23 protein-coding genes are annotated in these 24,693 nt (G+C 62.5%); 5 read left to right on the top strand and 18 right to left on the bottom strand.

Going from position 1 to position 24,693, the window contains the following annotated elements; translation table 11 throughout:
* The first annotated feature begins 101 nt into the window (after positions 1-101).
* Entirely contained in the window at positions 102-1,202 is a 1,101-nt protein-coding gene (locus AWB82_RS29430; protein WP_086972852.1) for an NADH:flavin oxidoreductase/NADH oxidase, read from the top strand.
* Positions 1,203-1,269: 67 nt separating this feature from the next.
* On the opposite strand, the gene AWB82_RS29425 is transcribed toward AWB82_RS29430, so the two are convergent.
* The 7 genes from AWB82_RS29425 to hcp all read right to left on the bottom strand — a co-directional run bounded on the left by AWB82_RS29425 (position 1,270) and on the right by hcp (position 9,420).
* Positions 1,270-1,962 carry a substrate-binding domain-containing protein gene (locus AWB82_RS29425; protein ID WP_086972851.1) on the bottom strand — a complete coding sequence of 231 codons (693 nt, stop codon included), beginning with the start codon at positions 1,960-1,962 and terminating at the stop codon, positions 1,270-1,272.
* A 5-nt stretch (positions 1,963-1,967) separates the two neighbouring features.
* Positions 1,968-2,651: a 4-carboxy-4-hydroxy-2-oxoadipate aldolase/oxaloacetate decarboxylase gene (gene ligK, locus AWB82_RS29420; protein WP_086972850.1), complete on the bottom strand. Its 684-nt coding sequence runs from the start codon at positions 2,649-2,651 to the stop codon at positions 1,968-1,970.
* Between the two features lies 1 nt (position 2,652).
* Positions 2,653-3,678 carry an amidohydrolase family protein gene (locus tag AWB82_RS29415; protein WP_086972849.1) on the bottom strand — a complete coding sequence of 342 codons (1,026 nt, stop codon included), beginning with the start codon at positions 3,676-3,678 and terminating at the stop codon, positions 2,653-2,655.
* 15 nt (positions 3,679-3,693) lie between these two features.
* The gene (locus AWB82_RS29410; protein WP_086972848.1) at positions 3,694-5,043 is read right to left on the bottom strand and encodes an MFS transporter; all 1,350 of its coding nucleotides are present in this window, start codon (positions 5,041-5,043) and stop codon (positions 3,694-3,696) included.
* Positions 5,044-5,075: 32 nt separating this feature from the next.
* Positions 5,076-6,377, bottom strand: coding sequence for a gallate dioxygenase (locus AWB82_RS29405; protein ID WP_086972847.1), 1,302 nt, complete (start codon positions 6,375-6,377; stop codon positions 5,076-5,078).
* A gap of 334 nt (positions 6,378-6,711) precedes the next feature.
* Positions 6,712-7,734, bottom strand: coding sequence for an FAD-binding oxidoreductase (locus tag AWB82_RS29400; RefSeq protein WP_086972846.1), 1,023 nt, complete (start codon positions 7,732-7,734; stop codon positions 6,712-6,714).
* Between the two features lie 18 nt (positions 7,735-7,752).
* Positions 7,753-9,420, bottom strand: coding sequence for a hydroxylamine reductase (hcp, locus tag AWB82_RS29395; RefSeq protein ID WP_086972845.1), 1,668 nt, complete (start codon positions 9,418-9,420; stop codon positions 7,753-7,755).
* 231 nt (positions 9,421-9,651) lie between these two features.
* Between hcp and AWB82_RS29390 the strand changes: the two genes are divergently transcribed.
* On the top strand, positions 9,652-10,026 hold the full coding sequence (locus AWB82_RS29390) for an ester cyclase (protein WP_086972844.1): 375 nt from the start codon (positions 9,652-9,654) through the stop codon (positions 10,024-10,026).
* On the opposite strand, the gene AWB82_RS29385 is transcribed toward AWB82_RS29390, so the two are convergent.
* The 8 genes from AWB82_RS29385 to AWB82_RS29350 form a co-directional block, all read right to left on the bottom strand.
* Positions 10,023-10,793, bottom strand: coding sequence for an ABC transporter ATP-binding protein (locus tag AWB82_RS29385; protein WP_086972843.1), 771 nt, complete (start codon positions 10,791-10,793; stop codon positions 10,023-10,025). The genes AWB82_RS29390 and AWB82_RS29385 overlap by 4 nt on opposite strands.
* Positions 10,794-10,807: 14 nt before the next feature.
* Positions 10,808-11,590: an ABC transporter permease gene (locus tag AWB82_RS29380; protein WP_086972842.1), complete on the bottom strand. Its 783-nt coding sequence runs from the start codon at positions 11,588-11,590 to the stop codon at positions 10,808-10,810.
* A 10-nt stretch (positions 11,591-11,600) separates the two neighbouring features.
* Complete coding sequence (locus AWB82_RS29375) at positions 11,601-12,425, bottom strand: ABC transporter permease (RefSeq protein ID WP_086972841.1); 825 nt, start codon at positions 12,423-12,425, stop codon at positions 11,601-11,603.
* Complete coding sequence (locus AWB82_RS29370; RefSeq protein WP_086972840.1) at positions 12,426-13,511, bottom strand: ABC transporter substrate-binding protein; 1,086 nt, start codon at positions 13,509-13,511, stop codon at positions 12,426-12,428.
* A gap of 70 nt (positions 13,512-13,581) precedes the next feature.
* Entirely contained in the window at positions 13,582-14,520 is a 939-nt protein-coding gene (locus AWB82_RS29365) for a TauD/TfdA dioxygenase family protein (protein ID WP_086972839.1), read from the bottom strand.
* A 108-nt stretch (positions 14,521-14,628) separates the two neighbouring features.
* Positions 14,629-15,729: an NAD(P)H-dependent flavin oxidoreductase gene (locus tag AWB82_RS29360; RefSeq protein WP_086972838.1), complete on the bottom strand. Its 1,101-nt coding sequence runs from the start codon at positions 15,727-15,729 to the stop codon at positions 14,629-14,631.
* Between the two features lie 29 nt (positions 15,730-15,758).
* Positions 15,759-16,673 carry a LysR family transcriptional regulator gene (locus AWB82_RS29355; protein ID WP_086972837.1) on the bottom strand — a complete coding sequence of 305 codons (915 nt, stop codon included), beginning with the start codon at positions 16,671-16,673 and terminating at the stop codon, positions 15,759-15,761.
* A 195-nt stretch (positions 16,674-16,868) separates the two neighbouring features.
* Positions 16,869-18,380, bottom strand: a complete 1,512-nt coding sequence (locus tag AWB82_RS29350; protein WP_086972836.1) for a CoA-acylating methylmalonate-semialdehyde dehydrogenase — start codon at positions 18,378-18,380, stop codon at positions 16,869-16,871.
* A gap of 112 nt (positions 18,381-18,492) precedes the next feature.
* On the opposite strand from AWB82_RS29350, the gene AWB82_RS29345 reads away from it, so the two are divergent.
* A complete protein-coding gene (locus AWB82_RS29345; RefSeq protein ID WP_086972835.1) occupies positions 18,493-19,434 on the top strand; it encodes a LysR family transcriptional regulator in 942 nt (313 codons plus the stop codon).
* 63 nt (positions 19,435-19,497) lie between these two features.
* On the opposite strand, the gene AWB82_RS29340 is transcribed toward AWB82_RS29345, so the two are convergent.
* A complete protein-coding gene (locus AWB82_RS29340; protein ID WP_086972834.1) occupies positions 19,498-19,815 on the bottom strand; it encodes a DUF4148 domain-containing protein in 318 nt (105 codons plus the stop codon).
* Between the two features lie 254 nt (positions 19,816-20,069).
* Here AWB82_RS29340 and AWB82_RS29335 point away from each other — a divergent pair, with 254 nt between their 5' ends.
* A complete protein-coding gene (locus tag AWB82_RS29335) occupies positions 20,070-21,308 on the top strand; it encodes an NAD(P)/FAD-dependent oxidoreductase (protein WP_086972833.1) in 1,239 nt (412 codons plus the stop codon).
* Between the two features lie 4 nt (positions 21,309-21,312).
* On the opposite strand, the gene AWB82_RS29330 is transcribed toward AWB82_RS29335, so the two are convergent.
* Positions 21,313-22,209, bottom strand: coding sequence for a fructose bisphosphate aldolase (locus AWB82_RS29330; protein WP_086972871.1), 897 nt, complete (start codon positions 22,207-22,209; stop codon positions 21,313-21,315).
* Positions 22,210-22,383: 174 nt separating this feature from the next.
* Complete coding sequence (locus tag AWB82_RS29325; protein WP_235023487.1) at positions 22,384-22,797, bottom strand: hypothetical protein; 414 nt, start codon at positions 22,795-22,797, stop codon at positions 22,384-22,386.
* 313 nt (positions 22,798-23,110) lie between these two features.
* Between AWB82_RS29325 and dacB the strand changes: the two genes are divergently transcribed.
* Positions 23,111-24,693, top strand: a 1,583-nt coding sequence (dacB, locus tag AWB82_RS29320) for a D-alanyl-D-alanine carboxypeptidase/D-alanyl-D-alanine endopeptidase (RefSeq protein WP_086972870.1), incomplete at its 3' end; no start/stop codon positions are given.

Raw genomic sequence — 24,693 nt, 5'->3', positions numbered from 1 at the left:
CGAATCGATAATGTGCAGATAGTTTTCATTATGACACTAAACGGTTAAATTCGAGCCCTCAACTCAATTCGACTTCGGTCATCCGACCCAGAGAACCTCAGATGTCAGCACTCTTTACTCCGTTCAAACTGAAGGACGTCACGCTGCGCAACCGCATCGCCATTCCACCGATGTGCCAGTACAGCGCCGTCGACGGCTTCGTCAACGACTGGCACCTCAGCCATTACGCAAGCCTCGCACGCGGCGGCGCGGGCCTCGTGATCGTCGAGGCGACGGGCGTATCGCCCGAAGGCCGCATCACGCCGGGCTGCACGGGTCTCTGGGACGACGCGCATATCGAAGGCATGAAGAACATCGCGTCGGCGATCAAGGCGGCGGGCGCGGTGCCCGGCATCCAGATCGCGCATGCGGGCCGCAAGGCAAGCGCGAATCGTCCGTGGGAAGGCGACGATCACATTGCGTCCGACGATGCGCGCGGCTGGGACACGCTCGCGCCATCGGCTATCGCGTTCGGCGGCGGGCTGCCGAAGGTGCCCAGCGCCATGACGCTCGAAGACATCGCGCGCGTGAAGGCGGACTTCGCGGCGGCCGCACGCCGTGCGCGCGAGGCGGGCTTCGAATGGCTGGAGCTGCACTTCGCGCACGGCTATCTCGCGCAGAGCTTCTTCTCCGTCGATGCGAACCAGCGCGATGATGAATATGGCGGCGATCTCGCGGGACGCAGCCGCTTCATTGTCGAAACGTTCGACGCCGTGCGTGAAGTGTGGCCCCAAAACCTGCCGCTGACGGCCCGTTTCGGCGTGATCGAATACGATGGCCGCGATGACGCCACGCTTAAGGAATCCATCGAACTGACGAAGACGCTGCGTCGCAAGGGACTCGATCTGATGAGCGTGAGCGTCGGCTTCTCGACGCCCGATGCGCGCATTCCCTGGGGTCCCGCGTTCCTCGGCCCGATCGCCGAACGTGTGCGTCGTGAAGCGGAGATTCCGGTTGCATCGGCGTGGGGCTTCGATTCGCCGCCGAACGCGGAACAGGCTGTCGAGTCGGGTCAACTCGATCTCGTGATGATCGGCCGCGCGCATCTTTCGAATCCGCATTGGCCGTATCAGGCGGCGAAGCAGTTGAAGGTCGAGAAGCCGTCGTGGGCATTGCCCGCGCCCTACGCGCATTGGCTCGAACGTTACGCCGTCGCTGAATGACCTCGTGAAACGAAAAAGCGCGCAACGGCTGCACGAGCCGTTGCGCGCTTTTTATTTGCGTTTGCAACTATGTTTGCCGGACCGGCTCCATGCCGTGTTCGATCTTCGTGGCGTCGGCATCGGGCGAATCGAGAAACTCAAGGAACGCGCGAGCAACTTGCGGTGCGTTTGCGTTCGCAACGATCGCGCCTTCGAAGACCGTCAGCGTTTGAATCTCAGGCGGCAACATCCCGAGCACGTCGATACCTTCGAGGCCGATCATCTCGCTCAACTGCTGAAAGCCCAGTTCGACTTCGCCACGCGCGATGAGCGTGCCCACCGCGACGCCCGGCGGCGCCTGCACGATGCGCGATGCGATGCGTTCTGCAATACCCCAGCGTTCGAACAGACGCGTCAGATAAACGCCGCTCGGCCCCGTCGAATAACCGATCGTGCGCGCCGCGAGCACGGTCTCGCGCACGGCGGCTTCATCGTCGATGGAAGGATGCCGCGCGCCCGACGCCACCGCGATCGCAACGCCCGAGCGCGCGATGCGCACGCGGCTCGTCGCGTCGATACGTCCGGACTCCGCGAGCCGATCGATCGCGTCCGACGCGAGCACGACGATATCGAACGCCTCGCCATCCTCGATACGCCTGAGCGCCGCGACGCCGCCCATCGATTCGATCGCCATGCGTTGTCCGGACCGCGCTTCGAATGTCGAAGCGAGCGCGTTGAGCACGTTGCGCGTCGCCATCGAAGAGATACCGGTCATGCTCATGAGCGTCAGTCGATATAGCGCAGGCCCGCTTTTTCCAGCGGTTCGCGCATCTTGTACATGTCGAGACCGAGCACGCCGCTCGCGAGCTTGGCGCGCTTTTCTTCTTCGAGCGCCTCGCGCGCGACGGCCTTGTCCAGCACCTGTTGCGCCGATGCGCACGGCACGACCACGACGCCGTCGTCATCCGCGACGATCACATCGCCCGGGCTCACCCATGCACCCGCGCATACGACAGGAATGTTCACCGAGCCGAGCGTCGCCTTCACCGTGCCTTTCGACGAGATCGCGCGGCTCCAGACGGGAAAGTTCATCTCCGTCAGCACGCGCACATCGCGCACGCCGCCGTCGATGACGAGCGCACGCGCGCCGCGCGCCTTGAAGCTCGTCGCGAGAAGGTCGCCGAAGAAGCCGTCGGTATTGTCCGTCGTGCATGCGGCCACGACGATGTCGCCCGGCCTGATCTGTTCGGCCGCGACGTGCATCATCCAGTTGTCGCCCGGTTGCAGCAACACGGTCACGGCCGTGCCGCTCACCTGTGCGCCGGCGTAGATCGGCCGCATGTAGGTCTTCATCAGGCCGACACGGCCCATCGCTTCGTGCACCGTAGCCGAGCCGAGCGCGCCGAGCTTGCCGGCCGCGTCCGCGTTCGCGCGATCGATGTTGCGATACACCACACCCAGTTCGTACATATCAACGTCCCTTCGCTTTGAGCGCTGCATCGAGGCGCGGATACACGCGGCGCGCGTTGCCTTCGTAAATCTTGTAGCGCGCTTCCGGTTCGATCTGCGCAGCCTCGACATAACGCTTCGTATCGTCGAAATAGTGTCCCGATTCAGGATCTATGCCACGCACCGCGCCGATCATTTCGCTTGCAAACAAAATGTTATCGACAGGGATCACGCGCGTCAAAAGATCGATTCCCGGCTGATGATAAACGCATGTATCGAAGAACACGTTATTGAGCAAATGATCCTTCAGCAAAGGCTTTTTAAGCTCCTGCGCAAGCCCGCGGAAACGTCCCCAGTGGTATGGCACCGCGCCGCCGCCGTGTGGAATCACGAACTTGAGCGTCGGAAAATCGCGGAACAGATCGGACGTGAGGCACTGCATGAACGCGGTCGTGTCGGCGTTCAGGTAATGCGCGCCGGTCGTATGAAAGCACGCATTGCAACTCGTGCTTACGTGGATCATCGCGGGGATGTCGTACTCGACCATCTTCTCGTAGATCGGATACCACGAGCGATCCGAAAGCGGCGGGCTCGTCCAGTGTCCGCCCGACGGGTCCGGATTCAGGTTGATCGCAACGTTGCCGTATTGCTCGACGCACTTCACGAGCTCGGGAATGCACGTCGATACATCGACGCCCGGGCTTTGCGGCAGCATCGCCGCCGGAATGAAGCTATCCGGAAAGAGCTCGCTCACGCGATAACACAGCTCGTTGCAGATCGCGGCCCATGTGCTCGACACTTCGAAGTCGCCGATATGATGCGCCATGAAACTCGCGCGCGGGCTGAACACGGTGAGATCGAGGCCACGCTCGCGCATCAGACGCAATTGATTGCTTTCGATCGATTCGCGCAGTTCATCGTCGCTGATATGCAACTCCGATACAGCCGGCATCTCCGAAGGATTGTCGATGCCGGCGATCTGCCGGTTGCGCCACGCTTCGAGCGCTTTCGGCGCGGTCGTGTAGTGGCCGTGAATGTCGATGATCATGCATTACTCCAGGTACTAGTGTGCTGCAGTCGTTTGTGCGTGTGCTTCGTCGGCGCGCGTGCGTTGAGCGAGGAGAATCGAAATCGCCGCGAACGTCGCGGGCACGGCGAGCATTGCAAGGATCGCGCCGAACTCCCAGCCGAGGCCGAGCAGCGCGCCGCCGAATGCAGAACCGAAGATGCTGCCGAAGCGGCCCATGCCGAGCATCCAGCTCACGCCGGTTGCGCGCGCAACGGTCGGATAACGTCCCGGCGCGAACGCGTTGAGACCCGTTTGCGCGCCGCTCATGCAGAAGCCCGCGGCAAACACGAGCACCGCAAGCGACGACGACAACGCGCCGATCCACGCCAGCCCGAGCACGCACAACGCGCCGCCGAGATACGCCGCGCTGATGACGGGCGCCGGACGCACCCGGTCCATGATCCATCCGACGACGATCGCGCCGATCGTGCCGCCGATCTGGAACATCGCCGTGACATTCGCCGCTGCGGAGACCGTGAGGCCCTCGTCCTTCATGAGCGTAGGCAGCCAGCCGGTCAGCAGATAGATCACGAGCAAGCCCATGAAATACGTGACCCACAGCGCGGCTGTCATCAGACCGTAGTTATGCGAGAACAATACGCCGATGGGCTTCTTCGTGGGCAGCGGCGGCTCGTTCGATATGAAGGTTTCAGTACCGTCGAAACGCGCGCCGCACACGCGGCCGAGCACCTTGCCGATGCGTTGCGCCGTGGCGCCACGCACCGCGAGCAGACGCGCGGACTCGGGCAGCAGCCAGATTTGCAGCGGGATCAGCACGAGCGGCAAGCCGCCGCCGAAGATCAGCACCGAGCGCCAGCCGTGCACCGGAATCAGCCATCCCGCGATAAAACCGATCAGCGCGGAGCCGAGATTGAAGCCCGTGAACATGATCGTGATGAGCAGCGCGCGCTTGCGTTGCGGCGCGTACTCGGAGAGCAGCGTCGTCGTGTTCGGCATCGCGGCGCCCAGGCCGATCCCGGTCAACACGCGCAAAAACGCCATGCTGGAAGGCGAATTCGTGAACGCGGTCGCGATCGTGAACACGCCGAAGAGAAACACCGACGTAATCAGAACCCACTTGCGCCCGATGCGATCCGATGCCGGTCCCGCCGCCAATGCGCCGATCACGAGACCGATGGGCGCCGCGCTCATCACGAGGCCGAACGCGGGCCGCGAGATATGCCAGTCCGCGATGATCGAAGGCGCGACGAAGCCCATGATCGCGACGTCCATGCCGTCGGCGGCCACGATCAGAAAGCACAGCGCCACCAGCAACCACTGGTAGGCGGAAATCGGGCGTTCGTCGATGAAGCCCTTGATGTCGATGGTTTTACCGCTATTCATATTTGTCTCCTGTCTCCTGTCTCTTGGCGTGCTTAGTTTTTGGCCTTTTCCGCCTTGTCCCAATCGAGCTTGCCCGCGCCCTTGCCCGCGACCGAATACAGCGCACCGGGCGCATTGCGCGTCTTTTGAAACGCTTCGAGCGTTTCGCCGCGCATGGCCGCATAGATATGCAGATTCGACACGCCCGTTATCGCGCCGAGCTTTTCGAGCATGAAGAAAATCACGCCGTAATGAAGCAGGCCGCGCCAGTCGCGCCGGCGAACGAGATCGCGCTCTTGCTCGGAAAGCCCCGCCGCTTCAAAGCTCGCTTCCTCGTCCTGCTTGAATGCCTCGCGATGCGCGGGCTCGACCATGCGATGCAGATAATCGTTGATGCGATAGGCGCGCACCGCCGTTTCGATCGAGAACGGATACGTGCCTTCGAGCTTGTCGACGTCGGTGAGTTGAACGGCCATCTTCTGACGATGACGCTCGATGATCGCGGGCTTGGTCTCGCTGTCCTCGCCTTCGTAGATCGCGGTCGCGATACCGGCCATCGACGGCAGGTAATAGCTGCGATGCTTGCACACGACATTCGACGACAACGCGCCGCGCATGGTCAGCCACATGATCACTTCGGCGCCTTCATAGCCGCCGAGCGCCGCATATTCGGCGATGGTCATATCCGCGAGTTGCCCGGGATCGCGCTCGAAGAGATCGAGGAAGCGCGCATCCCATTCCGTGTTGTTGAAGCCCGCGCGCTCACCGTGCACCTGATGCGAAAGCCCGCCCGTTGCCAGAATCGCGACCTTGATGTCTTCCGGATAACTTTCGATCGCGCGGCGCAGCGCCTGTCCGAGCTTGTAGAAGCGGCGCGCGCTCGGCACGGGCAGTTGCAGCACGCCCATTTGCAGCGGCACGAGCTTGACCGGCCATTCGGGTTTGTGCGGGCACAGCATCGAAAGCGGCGAGAAGCAGCCGTGATCGAGCGCCTTGTTCTGGAAGAACGACATGTCGAATTCATCGGTCATCAGCGACGTGCCGATATGCGCGGCGAGCGCCGGATGACCTTTGATCGGCGGCAGATCGCGTGCTCCGCCGCCTTCGTCCGCGACGCGCCATTCGGGGCCGACGCCCAGCGCGAAGGCCGAATAGTGGTCGAAAAAGAACGACGTGACGTGGTCGTTGTAGATCGTCACGATGACGTCGGGCTGCTTTTCCGCGAGCCAGTTCGCGAGCGGCGCGAAGTTCTCGAAGATCGGCGCCCAGACGGGATCGTCGCGTTTGTTCTTGTCGAACGCGAAACCGATGGTCGGTGTGTGCGAGGCGGCGATGCCTCCGATGATCCGTGCCATGTGCGCTACTCCTTCAGAATGCGTGGCCGAGCGGGCTTGCTTTAGGGAAACTGAAGCCGCAGCGTAGCGAGGAAGGGCGCGCGGAGGGTACTGCGTGTTAACCAGTACTTTGCCTTTGCAGGCGGGGCTTAGGAGGCGTGGGAGGCCGCTGGGACACGGCGTTCGGCGAAGCGCGCAGGAGTCGCTTCGCCGATATACCGATAAACAAAACTGATGGCTCGTGAAGCAGGACGCAAGTTTGGCTGGTCAGGGGCGGGATGCGTTTCCTGAAACGCCTTACCTTTGGTTGTGCGCCAATCTACCCGGAGAAGCGAACTCCTTCGAGGCCTCTACATCACGATACGAAACGTTCGCTCACGAACTGGCCGGCGGGCACGCGGGCAGCGACGGCTGCATCCCGCGCGGCGCTCTCAAGCGCCGGTGGCCCGCAAACATAGATGTCCGGATACGTATCGGCTTTTTCCAGCGCAAGCTTCAACGCATCGGCTGACGTACCGGAGAAACCGCGCCAATTTTCTTCGGGCCGCCACACGCAAAGTGTGACCTGTAGCTGCGGAATCGAAGCTTGCAACTGCGTCAGCTCATCAAGCATGAAGAGCTCGCTCTCGCACGTCACGCCGAAGAACAGTCTGGCCTCTTGCAGCTCCTGAAACTCAACCATGCACCGCAAGATCGAAAGCATTGGCGCAAGTCCGGTGCCTCCCGCCACAAACCATCGTGACCGAAGACTGCCCGTAATCAGCCCGAACCCACCTTGCGGACCACGGACGGTTAGCACATCGCCAATCTTCGCGCCTTCGCGCAGCCACGTTGAAAACTTGCCCTGTGGACGTAGCCTGATTATGAATTCCAGCCGCCCTTCCCAATTGCTTGTATTCGCAAGCGAGTACGGGCGACGCACGTCGCTACCAGGAACTTCCAGTTCGGCAAACTGACCGGCCTCGAATTGCACTGCGCTGCCGTAGTTGTCGTCGGCCACAACGAGCAACTCAAGATGCAACGTGTCTGCGGCTATCGGCTTGAGAGATACGATCCGCGCGGAACGGACTGGCACCGGTTCACGAAGTACCTTACTGTTGTCGTAGGGCACGACGATGCGCAGATCGCTGCGAGGTACGGTGCAGCAAAGCAAGATTGCATTCGGCTCATCACGCGGTAACGCATTCGGACTGTGCTCGCGAAGAACATAGTCGCCTTCGGACACCGTTGCATGACACGAACCGCAACTGCCATTTCGGCATTGAGACGGCAATGTATAGTCCGCCTTCTCAGCCGCCGCCAACAGATCTGTTTCTGCCTCACAGCCAAAGCGGAACTGCACTCCGTCACGGGTCGTGATCGCGATTTGACAGGTCATGTGTACGCGCCTCTCCTCTCAGGCTGCTCGCGGAGCGAGTGCCATGGCGAGATCGGTTCGTGCGTCGCCGAGTGGCTGGATGCCGAACTGCTTCACGAGGATGTCGAGCGCGTTCGGGGTGAGAAACGCAGGGAGCGTCGGCCCAAGTCTGATATTGCGAATTCCCAGGGCAAGAAGTGTAAGCAATACGGCGGCTGCCTTTTGCTCGAACCATGAAATTACCAAGGATAACGGAAGATCATTCACGCCGCAGCCGAACGCAGTAGCCAAGGCAGTCGCGATTCGAATCGCCGAATAGCTGTCGTTGCACTGGCCAAGATCGAGCAGACGGGGAATGCCCTCGATGTCGCCGAACTGATGGCGATTGAAGCGATACTTGTTGCAGCCGAGGGTCATCACCACCGTGTCGTCCGGGGCCTGCTGAGCGAACTCGGTGTAGTAGTTGCGCCCAGGTGCGGCGCCATCGCACCCGCCGATCAAAAAGAAGTGACGAATCTTTCCAGCCTTGACCGCGTCAACGACCTTCCCTGCTACCCCGAGGACAGCGTCATGCCCGAAGCCTACCGTGATGCTTTCGTCGGATGCCGTCTCCCGGAATCCCGGCAGCGCCTTTGCCGCCTGAATCAGCGTCGTGAAGTCATGATCTGCAAGATGGCGCACGCCGGGCCAGCCCACCGGACCCGTGGTGAAGATGCGCTGGCGATACAACGGCAAGGGCTCGATGATGCAATTCGACGTCATCAAGATCGGCCCCGGGAACTTCGCGAAATCACTGTGCTGCTCTTGCCAGGCCCCGCCGTAGTTGCCGGCCAGATGCTCGTAAGCTTTGAGCGTCGGATAGCCATGCGCAGGCAGCATCTCGCCGTGCGTATAGACCTGCACGCCGGTTCCCTTGGTCGCTTCCAGAAGCGCATGCAGATCGCCGAGGTCGTGACCGGATACGAGAATGGCCTTGCCAGCCACCGGCGTCATGCGTACAGAGGTCGGCTGCGGAATGCCGAAACGACCCGTGTTTGCAGCGTCGAGCAACTCCATAACCTTGAGATTCAATTGTCCCAGCTCAAGAGCATGCGAAAGCAACGCATTCACATCGGTCGGATGACGAGCAAGAAAATCGAGAGTGGTTTCCACACCGGCGTAGACCTCCTCGCTTTCATAGCCGAGCACTCGCGCGTGGTGTGCGTAAGCAGCTACGCCTTTGAGCCCATAAAGCACGAGTGCTCGCAACCCGATGACATCCTCTCCGAGTTTTTTGAGGCCTTCCTGGATGCCGACCGTGCTTGCTTGAGCAAGCAACTCGGGCAACGACGCGCCCGGCTGCCAGGCTGCGGCGTCGGACAACGGCTGGATCGTCGTGCCGCGCGCTTGCGCGAGTTCGTCGCACCGGGCCTTGACACGGTTGCGCGTAGTTGCGGCTTCTCGCAGAAACGCCGTGAAACGGGCAGCGTCGAAGTTCACGTTGGTCAGCGTGGTGAAAAGCCCAAAGAGAATAAAGCGATCCGCCTCTCGATCTGACTCGCCCAGTCCGCGAGCAAGCGCAGCGTACTGTCCAATACCTTTTAGAGCATGCACCAGCAAGTCTTGCAAATCCGCAGTAGTCGCGTCCTTGCCGCAGTTGCCTTTCGCCGAGGCACAGCCGGGTTGTCCATTGGTGCGGTCGGTTTGTTCGCATTGGTAGCAAAACACGGATCCTTCTCCTTTTGATCGATGACGCGCGCGGTCACGGGTTGAACCGAAGCGGTTTGTCGGCAAGTGATTCATCTATTTGATGTATTCTGGATGAATCTTTAATGCCGCACCAACTTTGAGTCACGATCTTTGTGACTAACGTCAACGATCGAGCGAGGAGGTTGAGGATGGGCGCAAACAGCGTTGTGAGAGGATGCGCGAATCGCCATTCGATTCGGAGCTTAGCCGATGCTTTCAGATATCTATCGGACGTACATCGCTTGTCTGAACGCGCGGGATTGGGCGAATCTCGGCACGTTCGTTCATGACGCGCTGCAGTACAACGGTCGCGCGCTGTCGCTCGACGATTATCGCGATCTGCTGAGAAAAGACGTTCGCGAGATTCCCGATCTCCGCTTCGAAATCGAGTTGCTGATTGCGGAGCCGCCGCGCGTCGCTTGCCGGTTGCGGTTCGAATGTACGCCGAAGGCGGACTTCCTCGGCCTGCATGTCAATGGAAAACGCGTCGTGTTCCGCGAGAACGTTTTCTATGAGTTCCGCGATGCGAAGATCGAACGCGTCTGGTCGGTGATCGATAAAGCGGCCATCGAAGCGCAGCTTTAGGCGGCCTCCGTAAAAAACCCCTCCACGATGTCGTCCCGCAGCCGCGCGACCTTGCGATCCCCCACCTTCCGTGGCCTGGGCAGCGCGACCTCCACCACTTCCCCGATGCGCCCCGGCCGCGCCTGCATCACCACGATCCGGTCCGACAGCAGTACGGCCTCCTCGACATCATGCGTGACGAGCACCATCGTGATCCGCTCGTGCTCCCATATCCGCTGCAATTCGAGCTGCAGGCGGCCGCGCGTGAGCGCGTCGAGCGCACCGAAGGGCTCATCGAGCAGCAGCAGACGCGGCCGGTTCACGAGCCCCCGCGCGATCGCCACCCGCTGCGCCATGCCGCCCGACAACTGATGCGGATAATGCCGCTCGCAGCCCTTCAATCCCACGAGTTCGACATGCTCCGCCACCGCGCGCGCCTTCTCCGCCTTCGATAGCCGCGCATTGCGCAACGCCACGGCGACGTTCTGCTCGACATCGAGCCACGGAAACAGCCGATGATCCTGGAACACGATACCGCGCGACAGATCGGTCGTCACGACGCGCTCGCCGCCGAAGTCGATCTCTCCGTCGTAGTCGCCGTCGAGCCCGGCGATGAGCCGCAGTAACGTCGACTTGCCGCAACCGCTCGCCCCGACGATGCTCACGAACTCGCCGCTCGCAATCGACAGATCGATGCGATCGAGCACAGGCGGCGCGGCATCGCCGTTGAATCGCTTGTTCACGTGCCGCAACGTCAGTCCGCGGTCCTGCTCTACTTGCGTTGTCATTTTCTGGTTTCTCCTCAAGCCGCGCGCGGCGCACCGAACCAGCGCCGCTGCACACCGCGCGCGAAGGCGTTCAACGCCCACCCCGTCAAACCGACCACGATCACGCCGAACACGACGAGATCCATTCGAAACTGCTCGCTGCCATCGACGAGCGTATTGCCGATCCCGCTGCCCGCGACGAGCAAATATTCCGCCCCCAGCGTCGCGAGCCACGAATAGATGAGCGCGAGATACACGCCCGTGAAGATCGAGGGCAGTGCGGCGGGCAGCACGACATACGCCAGCGTTTGCAACCTGCCATAGCGATACGCGCGCGCCACGTCGAGCCAGTTCGCGGGCACGGCGCGAATGCCGTCGCTCGTATGCATGACCACGGGCACGAGCGCGGCGAGCGACAGGAACACGACCTTCGCGACATCGCCGAGACCGAACCACACGGATATCAGCGGAATCCACGCGAACAACGACACTTGCTTGAACGTGTTGAAGCTCGGTGCAATCGCGCGATTGGCCAGCTTCGATATGCCGAGCAATGCGCCGAGCGCAAGGCCGAGACTCGTGCCGATCGCAAAGCCCGTCAATTCGCGCGCAAGCGATGCCGACAACGCACGCACGAGCGCGCCGCTGCGAACCTGCTCGACGGCTGTATCCCAGACCTGCGCGGGCGAAACCATCACGCCGTGTCCCACTTGCGCGCCGCGCGACGCGAACCACCATATCGCGAGCGCGCCTATCGGCAACACGACGCCGCGCCATGATCCTTTGACTGTTCCCGCTTCCGAATCCAGCGTCGACATAGGTTGATCCTCAATTGGGCCGGCCGCGTTGCAGTTTGCGTTCGAGGGCATCGAGCAAGCGATCCGCTGCATATCCGATCGCACCGACGATCAGCACGGCAGCCAGCACGAGATCGAGCTGAAAGAGCTGCCGTCCATACACGATCAGATAACCCAGCCCTTCCGACGACGCGACCAGTTCAACGACGACGAGCGTCAACCACGCCTTCGTGAACGCGAGCCGCACGCCTGTCCCGATGACGGGAATCGCGGCGGGCAAGGTCACGCGCGTAATGACCTGCCAGCGCGTATAGCGATACACCGACGCGACTTCCCGCAACGCGCGCGGCGTGCCGCGAAAGCCTTGCAACGTGCTGAGCGTGACCGGCACGAGCGCCGCATGTCCGATCAACAGATACTTCAACGGCTCACCGATGCCGACGACGATCATCAGAAACGGCAACCAGCCGAGCACGGGCACCTGCACGATCGCGTTGAAGCTCGGCAGCACGTAGGCTTCCAGCGTGCGCGACAGGCCGAGCAATCCGCCCAGCAGGATACCGAGCACCACGCCGCCGCCGAACCCGACAGCGGCACGCGTCATGCTCGCCCACAGATGCATCCACAACTCGCCGCTCTTCGCGAGCCCGCCGAGCGTTTCGAACACGAGCGCGGGTGGCGGCAACACTTGCGCGGAAATCCATCCGTAGTGCGAACCAAGTACCCATAGCAACGCGCAGATGATGGGCACGATCCACGGCAATGCGGTCCAGCCGATCGCGCGCAACGTATCCGTCGCCGAAGTTCCGCGCGCACGATCCGCAGGCAGAAGCACACGCGTCAGTGCATTGGCCATTTATCGATTCTCCGCAAGATGCTCGCCGGCCGGTTTGCCCGATGCATCGAAGCGCGGCCAGTACGCTTCGAGCTTCAGCGACTTCAACGCCTGATCGAGATACTTCGGCTCGAACCATCCGTTCACGCTGACGGGCTGGCGAATCAGATTCAGCCGCAAGGCATCGTCGGCGACGGACTGATAGCGCGCGACGAGGAACGGGTCGATGAGCGGCGACATGCGGTCCTTCATCGGCTGTTTGTCATACTCGGACGCCCACGATTCGACAGGCACGCCGCTCTTCGCCCACAACGCGAAAAGCGCATTGCGATTGGCTTCGTCGGAAGACCATTGCGCCGCCTGAACCACCGCGGTCACGACCTTCTGCACCGTGTCGGGATGCGCTTTCTCGAAGTCTTCGAGCACGAGCAAATGCGCCTGGCGCGTGAGTTGCACGCCGTCGTCGCGCGATGCGTAGACGATCTTCGCCAGCCCCTGACGTTGCAGCTTGAAGAGCGAGTAATCGAGGAACACCGCATCGACGCCCTTCGATGCGAGCGCGGCCTGCGCGGCGGCGCTATCGAGATTGATCACGCGCAGATCGCGTTCGGTGAGGCCGTTTTGCTTCAGCACGTTATCCGCGACGAGTTGCAGATTTGTCCCGCGAAAGATGCCCACGCGCCGGCCCTTCAGATCCTTGACGCTCTTGATGTCGGAATCCGGCGGCACCGCGAGATACACGCCCGTGCGCACGTTCGACGCCAGCAGCAAATGCGTCTTCAATCCGTTCGCGCGGCCGAGCACGGAAGGCAGATCGCCCTGATACGCGAAGTCGAGTTGCTTGTTCGCGAGCGCCTCGTTCACGGCGGGCCCCGCGCCCTTGAAGAAGATCCATTCGACCTTGACGTGCTCGGCCTGCAACGCATCTTCGACACGATGCTGCAAGAGCGCGGTCGCGGCGGGCGAGCCACCGAACACGGGCGGATCGCCGCTGCCCTGCTGCGCCACGCCGATGCGCACCACGGCGGGATCGGCGGCATGCGCGGGACCGATGAGCGCGGCGAACAGCGTCGCCGTACCGACGAAGAGCTTGAATCGTAGTGTCATCGTGCAATGAGAAAGAGTGGATCGCTGGCGATGACGCGCATCGCCAGTGCATGCGGCGGGAGCAAGCGCGTCAGGCGGTGCGCGTTTCCTGTTTGACGATGCGGCTGCGACGCCCGTCGATGCCTGCGGGCACATCGCCATGCACGGTCGCGCGGCGCACCACGCGATGCGCGTCGGCGTAATCGGCGACCGCGTAATGCTGGGTCGCGCGGTTGTCCCAGATCGCGACATCGCCTTGCGTCCAGCGCCAGCGCACGGTGTTTTCGAGGCGCGTGACGTGATCGTGGAAGAGTTCCTTGAGGCGATCCGAATCGCGTTGCGACAAACCAAGGAAGCGCTGCACGAAGTGGCCCAGCACGAGCGTGCGTTCACCCGTTTCAGGATGCACGCGCACGACCGGATGCTCCGTCTCGTAGAGCGTCGACGTGAACTGCTTGCGATACTCGCGCTCGGATTCGGTGTCGGCCACTTGGCGCGTGGCGGCATAGTCGTAAGCGTTCGAATGCAGCGCCCAGAGCTTGTCGGCGAGATCGCGCAGGGGTTCGGGCAGATTCGCATACGCGGCGGCCGTGTTGGCCCATACCGTGTCGCCGCCGGCGGGCGGAATCACCACGCCGCGCAGAATCGATATCTTCGGGTAAGCATCTACGAAGGTCACGTCCGTATGCCAGGAGTTCGCGCGCGTGCCGTGCTTCGAATCGAGTTCGAGCAGACGGCTGCCGCTCGCAAGCGATGGCACGGTCGGATGCGCGACGGTCTCCCCGAACCGCGCGGCGAAGGCCTCCTGCGTGGCGTCGTCGAGATGGGACTGGCCGCGAAAGAACAGCACCTTGTGTTCGAGCAATGCCTTGTTGATCTCGGCGATGGCGTGATCGTCGAGATCGGCGGAAAGCGTCACGCCGCGCACTTCCGCGCCGATGCGCCCGCCGATCGGGCGCACTTGGAACGGCTCATTCGACGTGACGGGCGCAAGCGTGGATTCGGCGGCGAGCGTGGGGAGTTCGGACATCGAAAATCTCCGTTGGTATGTGTTTGTCGGATGCAGGCCGCATTGAATGCGACGGAAACATTGAAGCATCGGCAGGACACTCAACCAACGAAGCGTTTCGACTAAGCTTTACACCGATCGGCGCGATGCATATTGCTGCAATCCCGCGATACTTTCCTGCAGCTCCGCTTGCAGCCGCGCCATCAATTCGGCGGCCGGCAACTCACGCGCGAGCGCGGCGGCTTGTCCCGCCCATTGCGCGCCGTAGCCGAATTCGTTCTTTGCTTTCGCCGCCGCGTGCAATGCCTTGCCTGCATCGTAGGTGATGGGATAAGCGGGAATCGCGGGCGCTTGCGCGTCGCGCCCCAGTTCGGTGAACTTGTTCACGAGGCTGCGCGCCTTGCGGCCAGAGATCGCCGATGTGAACGTCGTGCGCCCGGCTGCATCGCTCAGGATCGCGCGACGAAACCCTTCATCGATCGACGTCTCCGTGCAAGGCACGAACGCCGTGCCGAGTTGCGCCGCCTGCGCGCCGAGCGCGAGCGCCGCCGCGATGCCCGCGCCGTCCATGATGCCGCCCGCCGCGATCACGGGCACGTCGAACCTGCTGGCGAGCAGACGCGTGAGCGCGAAAGTGCCGAGCTTGTCGTCATCGGCTTGCGGGTCGAAGATGCCGCGATGTCCGCCCGCTTCCAAACCTTGCGCGACGATCGCATCCATGCCCGCGGCCACGACCTGTTCCGCCTCGCGCACATTAGTTGCAGATGCAATCAGTTTGATGCCGGCGTTGCGCAACGCATCGATATATTCCTTCGACGGCAAGCCGAAGTGAAAACTCACGATCGCCGGCTTCTCTTCGACGAACACACGCAGCATCGCCTCGTCGACGATGAAGCTCGTGTAGATCTCGCTCAGCTTCCGAGGCGGCGTCGCGCCGTATTGCGCGAACACGGGCGCGAGCCAGTCGGTCCATGCCTGCTCGACGGCGGCATCGGCGCTGGCCGGCGCATGACAGAACACGTTGATGTTGAACGGCCGGCCAGTGAGTTCGCGCGTCTCTCGAATCACCTTGCGCGCGCCCTCCGCGTTCATCGCGCCGACGCCGAGCGAGCCGAGGCCGCCCGCATTCGATACGGCCGCCGCGAGCGCGGGCGTGCTCACGCCCGCCATCGGCGCCTGAATGATCGGCGTGTCGATGCCGAGTAGCGATGTCAATGCGTTCTTGCTCATGAATGTGCTTCCTTTGAACGTTGCATGATTCAGCGCGTGCCGAGCTTCTCGACGACGAAGTCCACGAAAGCCCGCACACGCGACGACAGATGCCTGCCATGCGGATACAGCAGGATGAAAGGCCTGCTGCATCCACCGAACTCGCGCAGCAGTTCGGTGAGCGTGCCCGCGCGCAATTCATCCTCGACGGTGAAGCGATAGGTCTGGAAAAGGCCCGCACCGTGACACGCGAGCGGAATGCCGGCAAGCGCATCGCCGGAAGTGCCATAGCCGCCTTGCGTCACGATCTCCACGGGTTCGCCGTTCTGCATGAAGAGCCACGGCACGGGCCGCCCGGTGCTCGGCATCTCGAACTGGATGCATTCGTGCGCGAGCAGATTCTCTATCGTTTTCGGCGTGCCCGCGCGTTTCAGATAACCCGGCGAAGCCACCACGACGAGTTCCGCATCTTCGAGCTTGCGCGCGATCAACCCGGAATCGCGCGGTGCGCGGCCGCGTATCGCGAGATCGAAGCCTTCATCTGCGAAGTCGATGTTGCGGTTGCTCAGATGCGCTTCGACGGTGACATCGGGATAACGCTTTCTGAACTCGGCGAAGAGCGGCAGCATACGATAGTGGCCGTAAGGCGTCGGCATGCTGATGCGCAGCACGCCCTTCGGCGTCGTCTGCTGGCCGGTGGCTTCGCGTTCCGCTTCCGCAAGAAGATTGAGCGCATCGCGGCATTGCTCGAAGTAGCGGCGGCCTGCATCGGTCAGTCGAATCTGGCGCGTGGTGCGCACGAAAAGCCGCACGTCCAGGCGCTTTTCCAGTCGCGCGACGGAGCGGCTCACGGCCGCCGGCGTGACGCTCGCAGCGGTGGCCGCGAGCGTGAAGCTGCCGAGTTCTGCCGCGAGGCAGAAAAGTTCGATGCTGCCGAGAAGAAGGTCGTCGAATTGCCGCTGCATGGCGATTGGCTTCGCGTCGTTGTCGGTGCATCTTCGCTGCTTGCGGTCGCAGGGTCAACCGACAGCGTTTCACTTGACTTGTAACGCGCGGGAACAGAACGGACTCGCAAGGCCCCAAAGCAAAAGCCCGCCTCTTCCGTTCAGGAAAAAGCGGGCGAGATTCACACGCTCGGCGCACAAGCGCCGAGCGATGCCTTACTTCGCGGTCGGCATCGCGAACTCGGCGCCCTTCTCCGTGCTTTCGGGCCAGCGCTGCATGATCGACTTCTGCTTCGTGTAAAAGCGCACGCCTTCTTCGCCATACGCATGCATGTCGCCGAAGAGACTGCGCTTCCAGCCGCCGAAGCCGTGCCATGCCATCGGCACCGGAATCGGCACGTTGATGCCGACCATGCCCACTTCGATGCGCCGGCCGAATTCACGCGCGATATGACCATCGCTCGTATAGCACGCGACGCCGTTGCCGAACTCGTGTTCGTTGACGAGCTCGACCGCTTCGCTGAAGTCCTTCACGCGCACGCACGCGAGCACCGGGCCGAAGATCTCTTCCTTGTAGATGCGCATGTCCGGCGTGACGTGATCGAACAGCGTGCCGCCCGTGAAGAAGCCGTCTTCATGACCCGGCACCTTGAGGCCGCGGCCATCGACGACGAGCTTCGCGCCTTCATCGACGCCCAGCGCGATATAACCTTCGATACGCTCTAAAGCCTGACGCGTGACGATCGGGCCCATTTCCGCATCGTCTTCCATGCCGTTCTTGATCTTGAGTTCCTGCGCGCGTTGCGCGAGACGCGGCACGATCTTGTCCGCCACGTCGCCCACGAGCACCGCGACCGAGATCGCCATGCAGCGCTCGCCCGCCGAACCGTAGCCCGCGCCGATCAATGCATCGACAGCTTGGTCGATATCCGCATCGGGCATCACGACCATGTGATTCTTCGCGCCGCCCAGCGCCTGCACGCGCTTGCCGTGCTTCGCGCCCGTTTCGTAGATGTAGTTCGCGATGGGCGTCGAGCCGACGAAGCTGATCGCCTTTACTTGCGGATGCGTGAGCAGCGCGTCCACGACGACCTTGTCGCCCTGCACGACGTTGAAGATGCCATCGGGCAGGCCGGCCTGCTTGAGCAGTTCGGCCATGAACAGCGACGCCGAAGGATCGCGCTCGCTCGGCTTCAGGATGAACGCGTTGCCCGCGGCGATCGCGACCGGGAACATCCAGCACGGCACCATGCACGGGAAGTTGAACGGCGTGATGCCCGCGACGACGCCGAGCGGCTGGCGCATCGTCCAGTTGTCCATGCCGGTCGAGACCTGTTCCGTGTAGTCGCCCTTGAGCAGTTGCGGAATGCCGCACGCGAATTCGATCACGTCGATGCCGCGCGATACTTCGCCCTGCGCATCCGAGAACACTTTGCCGTGCTCGGCGGTGATGATCGCGGCGAGTTCGTCGCGATGCTTGTTCATCAGTTCGAGAAACTTCAGCATGACGCGCGCGCGGCGGATCGGCGGCGTGTCGCGCCACGCCGGGAACGCGGCCTTCGCGCTCGCGACGGCTGCGTCGACATCGGCGGCTTCGCCCAGCACGAGCTTGCGCGGACGCTCGCCCGTCGCGGGATTGAACACCGGCTGCGTGCGCGTGGCCGAGCCGTGCGTGCGCTCGCCGTGAATGTAATGGACCACATCGGCCGTATCGTTGAACGCCTGCATCTCGACTCCTCTCACTGATTGATTTGACGATGCACACAGTGTAGGAAGCGAAGCGCCCCGTGCAAAGACGCTATGATTGAAATCATTGTTTATATCGGCAAACAATCAGCTGATGGACGAGCAAAAGATCGAAGGTCTCTGGACCCATTTACACTGGCTGACCGTGCTCGCGGAACAAGGCAGCTACACGGCCGCCGCCGCGCGCCTGAACGTGTCGAAAGCGGCGATGAGCCAGCGCATCGCGGAACTGGAGCGCGCGGCGGGTGTGCCGCTCGTCACGCGCACGACGCGCAGCGTGCGTTTCACCGAAGCGGGTCGCAGGCTCGTCGACGATACGCGCGAACAGTACGAGCGAATCGCATCGAGTTTCATGAGCGTGAAGGAGATGGCGGGCGTCGCGCGCGGGTTGATCCGCGTGACCGCGCCGATGGCTTTTTCGCGGCAGCAACTCGTGCCGCGCATGGCGGGCTTTCTGCATGCGCATCCTGACGTGCGCGTGCAACTGGAAGCATCGGACAAATTGAGCTCGATCGCGACCGAAGGCTTCGATCTCGCGGTGCGGCACAGCGCGCAAGTGCCGGATACGCACGTCGCGTGGAGGCTGTGCGAAACGCATTCGGTTATCGTCGCGACGCGCGCTTACCTGAAGCGGCGCGGCACGCCCGCGACGCCCAACGATCTCGTCACGCACGATTGCCTCGTCTACCCGCGCCCGCAGGCATCCAGCATCTGGTCGTTCGAAAGAAAAGGCGGGCGCAAGAGTTCGACCGGGCCTCATACGCTCGCAGTGAGCGGACCTTTCGCGGCGAACAACAGCGAAGTGTTACGCGATGCGGCGCTCGACGATCTCGGTATCGCGCTGTTGCCGGATTTCACCGCGCAAGCGGCGGTGCAGGCGGGCAAGCTCGTCGTGCTGTTGCCGGAGTGGCGTCCGGTTGGCGCGTTCGCGGATCAGCTTTTCGCGGTGCGGCCTTATGCGCCGCATGTGCCGCGCGCGGTCGCACTTTTCATCGGATATTTGCGCGAGGCGTTCGCAGGCGGCTTTCCGCTTTAGATCGACATGAATAAAAAGCGCGCCCGCTTCCATGCGGGCGCGCTTCGTTCGAACTCTCGCTGCTTAGTGATGCGCGAACGTAGGGAACACGTCGGCTTGAATGGCATTGACGCGCGAACCCGATTGCGCCGAACCTTCCGCCGCGCCACCGAACGCGCTTTGCGCCGCGCCGTTTTGCGCGGCGACTCGCGCTTCGGCGGCCTGAACGTCAGCGGGATACTTCGAGTCGCTGATCACGCCGGGGTTGTAACCTGCCCTTTCCAGTTGCACGATTTGCTCGCGTACTTCGGCGCGCGTCAAAGGCTGATTCGATTGCGCGAACGATGCGACCGGCGCGGCAAGAGCAAGAGCGACCGCTGCGATACCGAAGAACTTGTTCATGATGCTTCCTCCATACAGAAGTTTTTGAGTTATCGCTGACGCTGCTGTGTTTGCCCGTTCGCGACCGTTGAACAGAGTTTAGGTATCGCACGTCCTAGGGTAAATACTTAAACGACGAAATCACTTTTGGCGAAAACGCGACTAATTCGGGCACATGCGATGAAACCCATCGCCTTGAATCGCCTATAACCAAGAACGGAGCGTCGCTGCGCAGGACGCATAGCACGAACGATCGTTTAATCAGGGGAATAACCTTGAGACGAATCCTGGTGATTGGCGCGGGCTTCGCCGGTTTGTGGAGCGCGTTGTCGGCCGCGCGCAAGCTGGAAGAACTCGATCGCGTCGATGAAGCCGAAGTCGCCATCGTCAATCCGGCGCCCTTTCATAGCGTGCGGGTGCGCAACTACGAACAGCCGCTCGACCCGACGCTCGTGCAACTCGACACCGTGCTCGGGCCGGCAGGCGTGCGCCTCATTCAGGCAAAGGCCACGAGTATCGACAGCACGAATCGCCGCGTGACGATCGAGCACGACGGCGCATCCGAAACGCTCGACTACGACCGGATGATTCTCGCGGCGGGCAGCGTGCTCGTGCGCCCGCCGATTCCGGGCCTCGATCGCTTTTCGTTCGATGTCGATACCTACGCGGGCGCGTGCAAATTGCAGGCGCATCTGCTGACCTTGCCCGCGCTGCCCGACACGCCCGGCCGCTATACGGCGGTCGTGGTCGGCGCGGGGCTGACGGGCATCGAGCTCGCGGCGGAATTGCCCGCGCGCCTGCGCGAGATCGTCGCGGAAAACGATCGCGGCAAGGTGCGTGTCGTGCTCGCGGACCGTTCGGCGAGGATCGCGCAATCGATGGGCGGCGCGCAGCCTGTCATCGAAGGCGCATTGAAAACGCTCGAAGTCGAGATGCGGCCGGGCGTGTCGCTCGAAGCGCTCGATGGCCAGGGCCTCATGCTTCACGACGGCGCCACGAGCGAACGCATCGAGGCGGCGACGGTCGTCTGGTGCGGCGGCATGCACGCGAACGCGCTCGCGGCGCAATTGCCGGTCACGCTCGATCCGCTCGGACGCGTGCCCGTCGATACGTTCCTCTGCGCGGAAGGCGTGCCGGGCGTGTTCGCGGCGGGCGATTGCGCGCGCATTCTGATCGACGGCACGCGGCCATCGGTGATGTCGTGCCAGCATGGCCGGCCGATGGGACGTTACGCGGGCAATAACGCCGTCTGCGATCTCTTCGGACTGGAGATGCTGCCGCTATCGATCGACTGGTACACGACCATCTGCGATCTCGGGCCGTGGGGCGCGGTGTACACGGAAGGATGGGACAGGAAGCTCGTCTCCGAGGGCGAGACGGCGAAGGCGACGAAGCGCACGATCAATGGCGAGCGCATCTATCCGCCGAAAAGCGGCGTGCGCGCGGATATCTTCCGGGCGGCGGCGCCCGTCGTGCAAACGCCGCCGCCTACCGAACGCGCGGAGAAGCGCTGAAGAATCAGGCCTTCTTCACCGAAGCTTCGTAGATCTCGTCGATCGACTGTTCGAGCGTCTTGTCGAACTCGCTGTCGCTCATGTCCTTCTTCAACTCGTTGATGAGCGCGCGCGAGAAGCTTGCGATCATGCCGTGGTTATGCGCGAGCTTTGCGCACGCGTCACTGCGCGTATAGCCGCCCGACAGCGCGACGACACGCACGACACGCGGATGCTCGATCAGCGGACGATAGAAATCCGCCTCGTCGGGGATCGTCAGCTTGATCATCACCTTGCTCGATTCCGGCAGCGCGTCGAGGCCCTTCAGCAATTCGTCGCGCAGAATCTTTTCCGCGCCTTTCTTGTCCGGACTCTTGATCGAGACTTCGGGTTCGAGAATCGGCACGAGACCATGCCCGATGATTTGCGCGCCCACTTCGAACTGTTGCTTCGCCACGGCCGCGATGCCCTTCTCGTCCGCGCGATGGATCACCGAGCGCATCTTCGTGCCGAAGATGCCGAGCTTCACGGCGCGCGCGAGCAGATCGTCGAGGCCGGGGTTCGGCTTCATGATCTGCACGCCGTCGGCTTCGGCTTCGAGACCCTTGTCGACCTTCAGAAACGGCACGACACCACGGTCTTCCCACAGGAACGTGGGCACGGGCTTGCCTTCCGCTTCGCCGTCCATCGTGCGCTCGAACAGAATCGCGCCGATCACCTTCTCGCCCGTGAACGAAGGCGCGGTGATGATGCGCACGCGCATTTCATGCATCAGCTTGAACATTTCGGCGTCGCCGTTGTAGGCGTCGTCCGCAATTCCGTATTGCCGCAGCGCGCCGGGCGTCGAGCCGCCGCTCTGATCCAGAGCCGCGATGAAGCCATCTTTCTCAGCCATTTGCGCGAGCATCTTTTCATTAGCCACGAACATTTCCTCCTCGAAGTTCAAACACCGGACTTGTGCGTGCACAGTCCGGGCTTATGGTTCAGCTTTTGCAAGTGTAAAGGTTTTGACGGGCGCTCAAGTCGTGCAAATCCGCCATTTGCGCGCAAATGGGGTTATCTCGTGCGTTGTCGCACGGCCCGTGAGAGGAAAAATTCAGGAAGCGGCGGAATTGAGATCGCCCGCGTTGCCGGATCGCCAGACGATGGCGAGCGCGCGACGCAGAAAAGACGGCGCGCGTTCGAAGTCGGCGGCGCGCGGCATTTGCGCATGATCGTTCGATGTCTGCGCCGCCGCTTCGCTGATCGGCGAAGGTGGCGCTTCAATCGCTTCGATCACTTCGGGCGCGGAAACCGGCGCGAGTTTTTCGCGCGCGTCGCCGCAACGTTGGTTGAGCACGCGGCGCATGGCGGGGTCGTCGATCAGCGCTTGCGCGGTCGCCATGCCGCGCTCGAACTGCAGCGCATAGGCGATATCGGTGAAATCTTCGTAGCGGCCGGTATCGGCCAGCTCGTACGCCAGTTCGAGTGTGCGCTGGCGTTTCCATGCGTCGAGATCGTCGTGGGCCATGCTCACAAATGTCCTCTTCTGCGCGATGAGGTGCTGAAGATGTTAGCCCGCGCCAAACGCTTTTCCGTTGTCGCACCACAACATGCAGACGAAAAGCATGCGTGAAATCGTACAAAAAGCGCTTGCCTAAAGCACTAAATCCGCGATAGCCCTCGCTTGACAAGGCGCACGCAAGGTATTTAATTCACTCACCCGCCCCTTTGCGAAAATGATGGGTGGCCGCCGACGTTTCCTGTCTGCGCTGTGAAGCAGTCCCGACGTATTGGATGTTCGCTCCATGTGGAGCGCGATGTGCCTTTATCGGAGCCGCGTCATGAACCCGCTTTCAGGAAGTCCGGCACGCGTTGCCGCGCTTGCCATCCCTTGCGCGTTTGCCGCGCTCGCCGCGCTCGTCGTGTCCCTCGCCGGATGCGGCGGCTCGGATTCCAACGATACTTCCGTCCCCGACGCGATCACCCAGATCATGAAAAAGCCCATGTATCAGGGCTCGACGTGGGCGTTGCGCGTCGTCGATCTGAATTCGGGCGATCTCATCTACGACATGAATTCGAACGCGCAAGTGTATGTGGCGTCGGTGCGCAAGGTATTTTCGCTCGGCGCGGCGCTCGATCAATATGGCGCGCAGCATCAGTTCCAGACGCCGGTGTATCGCATGGGCGCCGTCGATGCGGCCGGCACGCTGAACGGCAATCTCGTGCTCGTCGCGAGCGGCGACCTCTCGATGGGCGGCCGCACGAATTCCGACGGCACGCTCGCCTGGACCAACTTCGATCACAACGAGGCGAACAATCTCGGCAATGCGCAGATCACCGCGCCCGATCCGCTCGCGGGCTACGCCTCGCTCGCGGCGCAGGTGGCGGCGTCGGGCATCAGGAAGATTAGCGGCGAAGTCGTGATCGACGACCGTCTTTTCGATCCCTTCGATTTTCGCGGCGAGTTCCAATTGCGGTCGATCTTCGTGAATGACGATGTGGTCGACACGATCATCTCCCAGGGCAGCGCGGGCTCGGCGACGCCGGTGGATTACCGGCCGAAGTCATCGGCATTCACCGTGCAATCGACCTTGATGACGGCGGCGGCGGGCACAGCGGCGAAGATCACGGTCACGCCCACGGACCCGACGTGCTTCGGCGCGCTCGCCTGCACGGGCACGCTCGGCGGCTCGATTCCGGCCGATTACGTGCCGCCGATCGTGCCCAGCTTCCCGGTCATCCGCACGTTCCGCATCACCGCGCCGCAGAACTATGCGCGCACGGTGCTCATCGAGGCGCTCGCGCGCGCCGGCGTGACGGTCACGGCATCCGCGGTCGAGAACAATCCGGTGCAATTGCTGCCCGCGAAGAATTCCTATTCCGCCGATACCCGCGTCGCGCAACTCACGTCGCAGCCGTACAGCGAGTATTCGAAGTGGATTCTGAAGGTCAGCTACAACATCGGCGCGGACACGAGCCTCATGCTCTTCGGCGTCGCGAACAACGGTTCGACCACGCTCCAGGCGGCGCTCGCGGCGGAGAACGCGAAGCTCTCAAGCGCGCCGTTCAACGTGCCGATGAACCAGACGCATTTCATCGACGGCAGCGGCGGCGGCGAAACGACGGCGACGCCGGTCGCGGTCATCGCGATGTTGCGCGCGATGAACGGCCGTCCGGCGTTCCCGGCGTATCTGGATTCGCTGCCGTTCCTCGGCGTCGACGGCTCGCTCGCGAGCACGACCGATTTCGAAAGCGATGCGACGCTCGCGGGCGCGAAAGGCAAGGTCTACGCGAAGACGGGGACTTATGTGACCGGCACGGAGAACCCCGACGGCACCGAGACGAGCACGCTGAAGGGACAGGCGCTCGCGGGTTATATCGACGCGAAGAGCGGCCGCCGGCTCGCGTTCGCGCTGATCGTGAA

The sequence above is a fragment of the Caballeronia glebae genome (genome assembly GCF_001545035.1).
Taxonomy (GTDB): domain Bacteria; phylum Pseudomonadota; class Gammaproteobacteria; order Burkholderiales; family Burkholderiaceae; genus Caballeronia; species Caballeronia glebae.
This window is presented reverse-complemented; position numbering and strand designations above follow the sequence as displayed.

Excerpts from the sequence above, each read along its gene's own strand:
- AWB82_RS29425 (WP_086972851.1), bottom strand. The coding sequence starts at position 1,962 with ATGAGCATGACCGGTATCTCTTCGATGGCGACGCGCAACGTGCTCAAC.
- AWB82_RS29380 (WP_086972842.1), bottom strand. The coding sequence starts at position 11,590 with ATGTCGACGCTGGATTCGGAAGCGGGAACAGTCAAAGGATCATGGCGC.
- AWB82_RS29340 (WP_086972834.1), bottom strand. The coding sequence starts at position 19,815 with ATGAACAAGTTCTTCGGTATCGCAGCGGTCGCTCTTGCTCTTGCCGCG.
- AWB82_RS29400 (WP_086972846.1), bottom strand. The coding sequence starts at position 7,734 with ATGACCTGTCAAATCGCGATCACGACCCGTGACGGAGTGCAGTTCCGC.
- AWB82_RS29370 (WP_086972840.1), bottom strand. The coding sequence starts at position 13,511 with ATGACACTACGATTCAAGCTCTTCGTCGGTACGGCGACGCTGTTCGCC.
- AWB82_RS29325 (WP_235023487.1), bottom strand. The coding sequence starts at position 22,797 with ATGGCCCACGACGATCTCGACGCATGGAAACGCCAGCGCACACTCGAA.
- AWB82_RS29355 (WP_086972837.1), bottom strand. The coding sequence starts at position 16,673 with ATGCAGCGGCAATTCGACGACCTTCTTCTCGGCAGCATCGAACTTTTC.
- AWB82_RS29360 (WP_086972838.1), bottom strand. The coding sequence starts at position 15,729 with ATGAGCAAGAACGCATTGACATCGCTACTCGGCATCGACACGCCGATC.
- AWB82_RS29430 (WP_086972852.1), top strand. The coding sequence starts at position 102 with ATGTCAGCACTCTTTACTCCGTTCAAACTGAAGGACGTCACGCTGCGC.
- AWB82_RS29410 (WP_086972848.1), bottom strand. The coding sequence starts at position 5,043 with ATGAATAGCGGTAAAACCATCGACATCAAGGGCTTCATCGACGAACGC.
- AWB82_RS29390 (WP_086972844.1), top strand. The coding sequence starts at position 9,652 with ATGCTTTCAGATATCTATCGGACGTACATCGCTTGTCTGAACGCGCGG.
- AWB82_RS29405 (WP_086972847.1), bottom strand. The coding sequence starts at position 6,377 with ATGGCACGGATCATCGGAGGCATCGCCGCCTCGCACACACCGACCATC.
- AWB82_RS29350 (WP_086972836.1), bottom strand. The coding sequence starts at position 18,380 with ATGCAGGCGTTCAACGATACGGCCGATGTGGTCCATTACATTCACGGC.
- AWB82_RS29415 (WP_086972849.1), bottom strand. The coding sequence starts at position 3,678 with ATGATCATCGACATTCACGGCCACTACACGACCGCGCCGAAAGCGCTC.
- AWB82_RS29375 (WP_086972841.1), bottom strand. The coding sequence starts at position 12,425 with ATGGCCAATGCACTGACGCGTGTGCTTCTGCCTGCGGATCGTGCGCGC.
- AWB82_RS29345 (WP_086972835.1), top strand. The coding sequence starts at position 18,493 with ATGGACGAGCAAAAGATCGAAGGTCTCTGGACCCATTTACACTGGCTG.
- AWB82_RS29385 (WP_086972843.1), bottom strand. The coding sequence starts at position 10,793 with ATGACAACGCAAGTAGAGCAGGACCGCGGACTGACGTTGCGGCACGTG.
- ligK (WP_086972850.1), bottom strand. The coding sequence starts at position 2,651 with ATGTACGAACTGGGTGTGGTGTATCGCAACATCGATCGCGCGAACGCG.
- AWB82_RS29365 (WP_086972839.1), bottom strand. The coding sequence starts at position 14,520 with ATGTCCGAACTCCCCACGCTCGCCGCCGAATCCACGCTTGCGCCCGTC.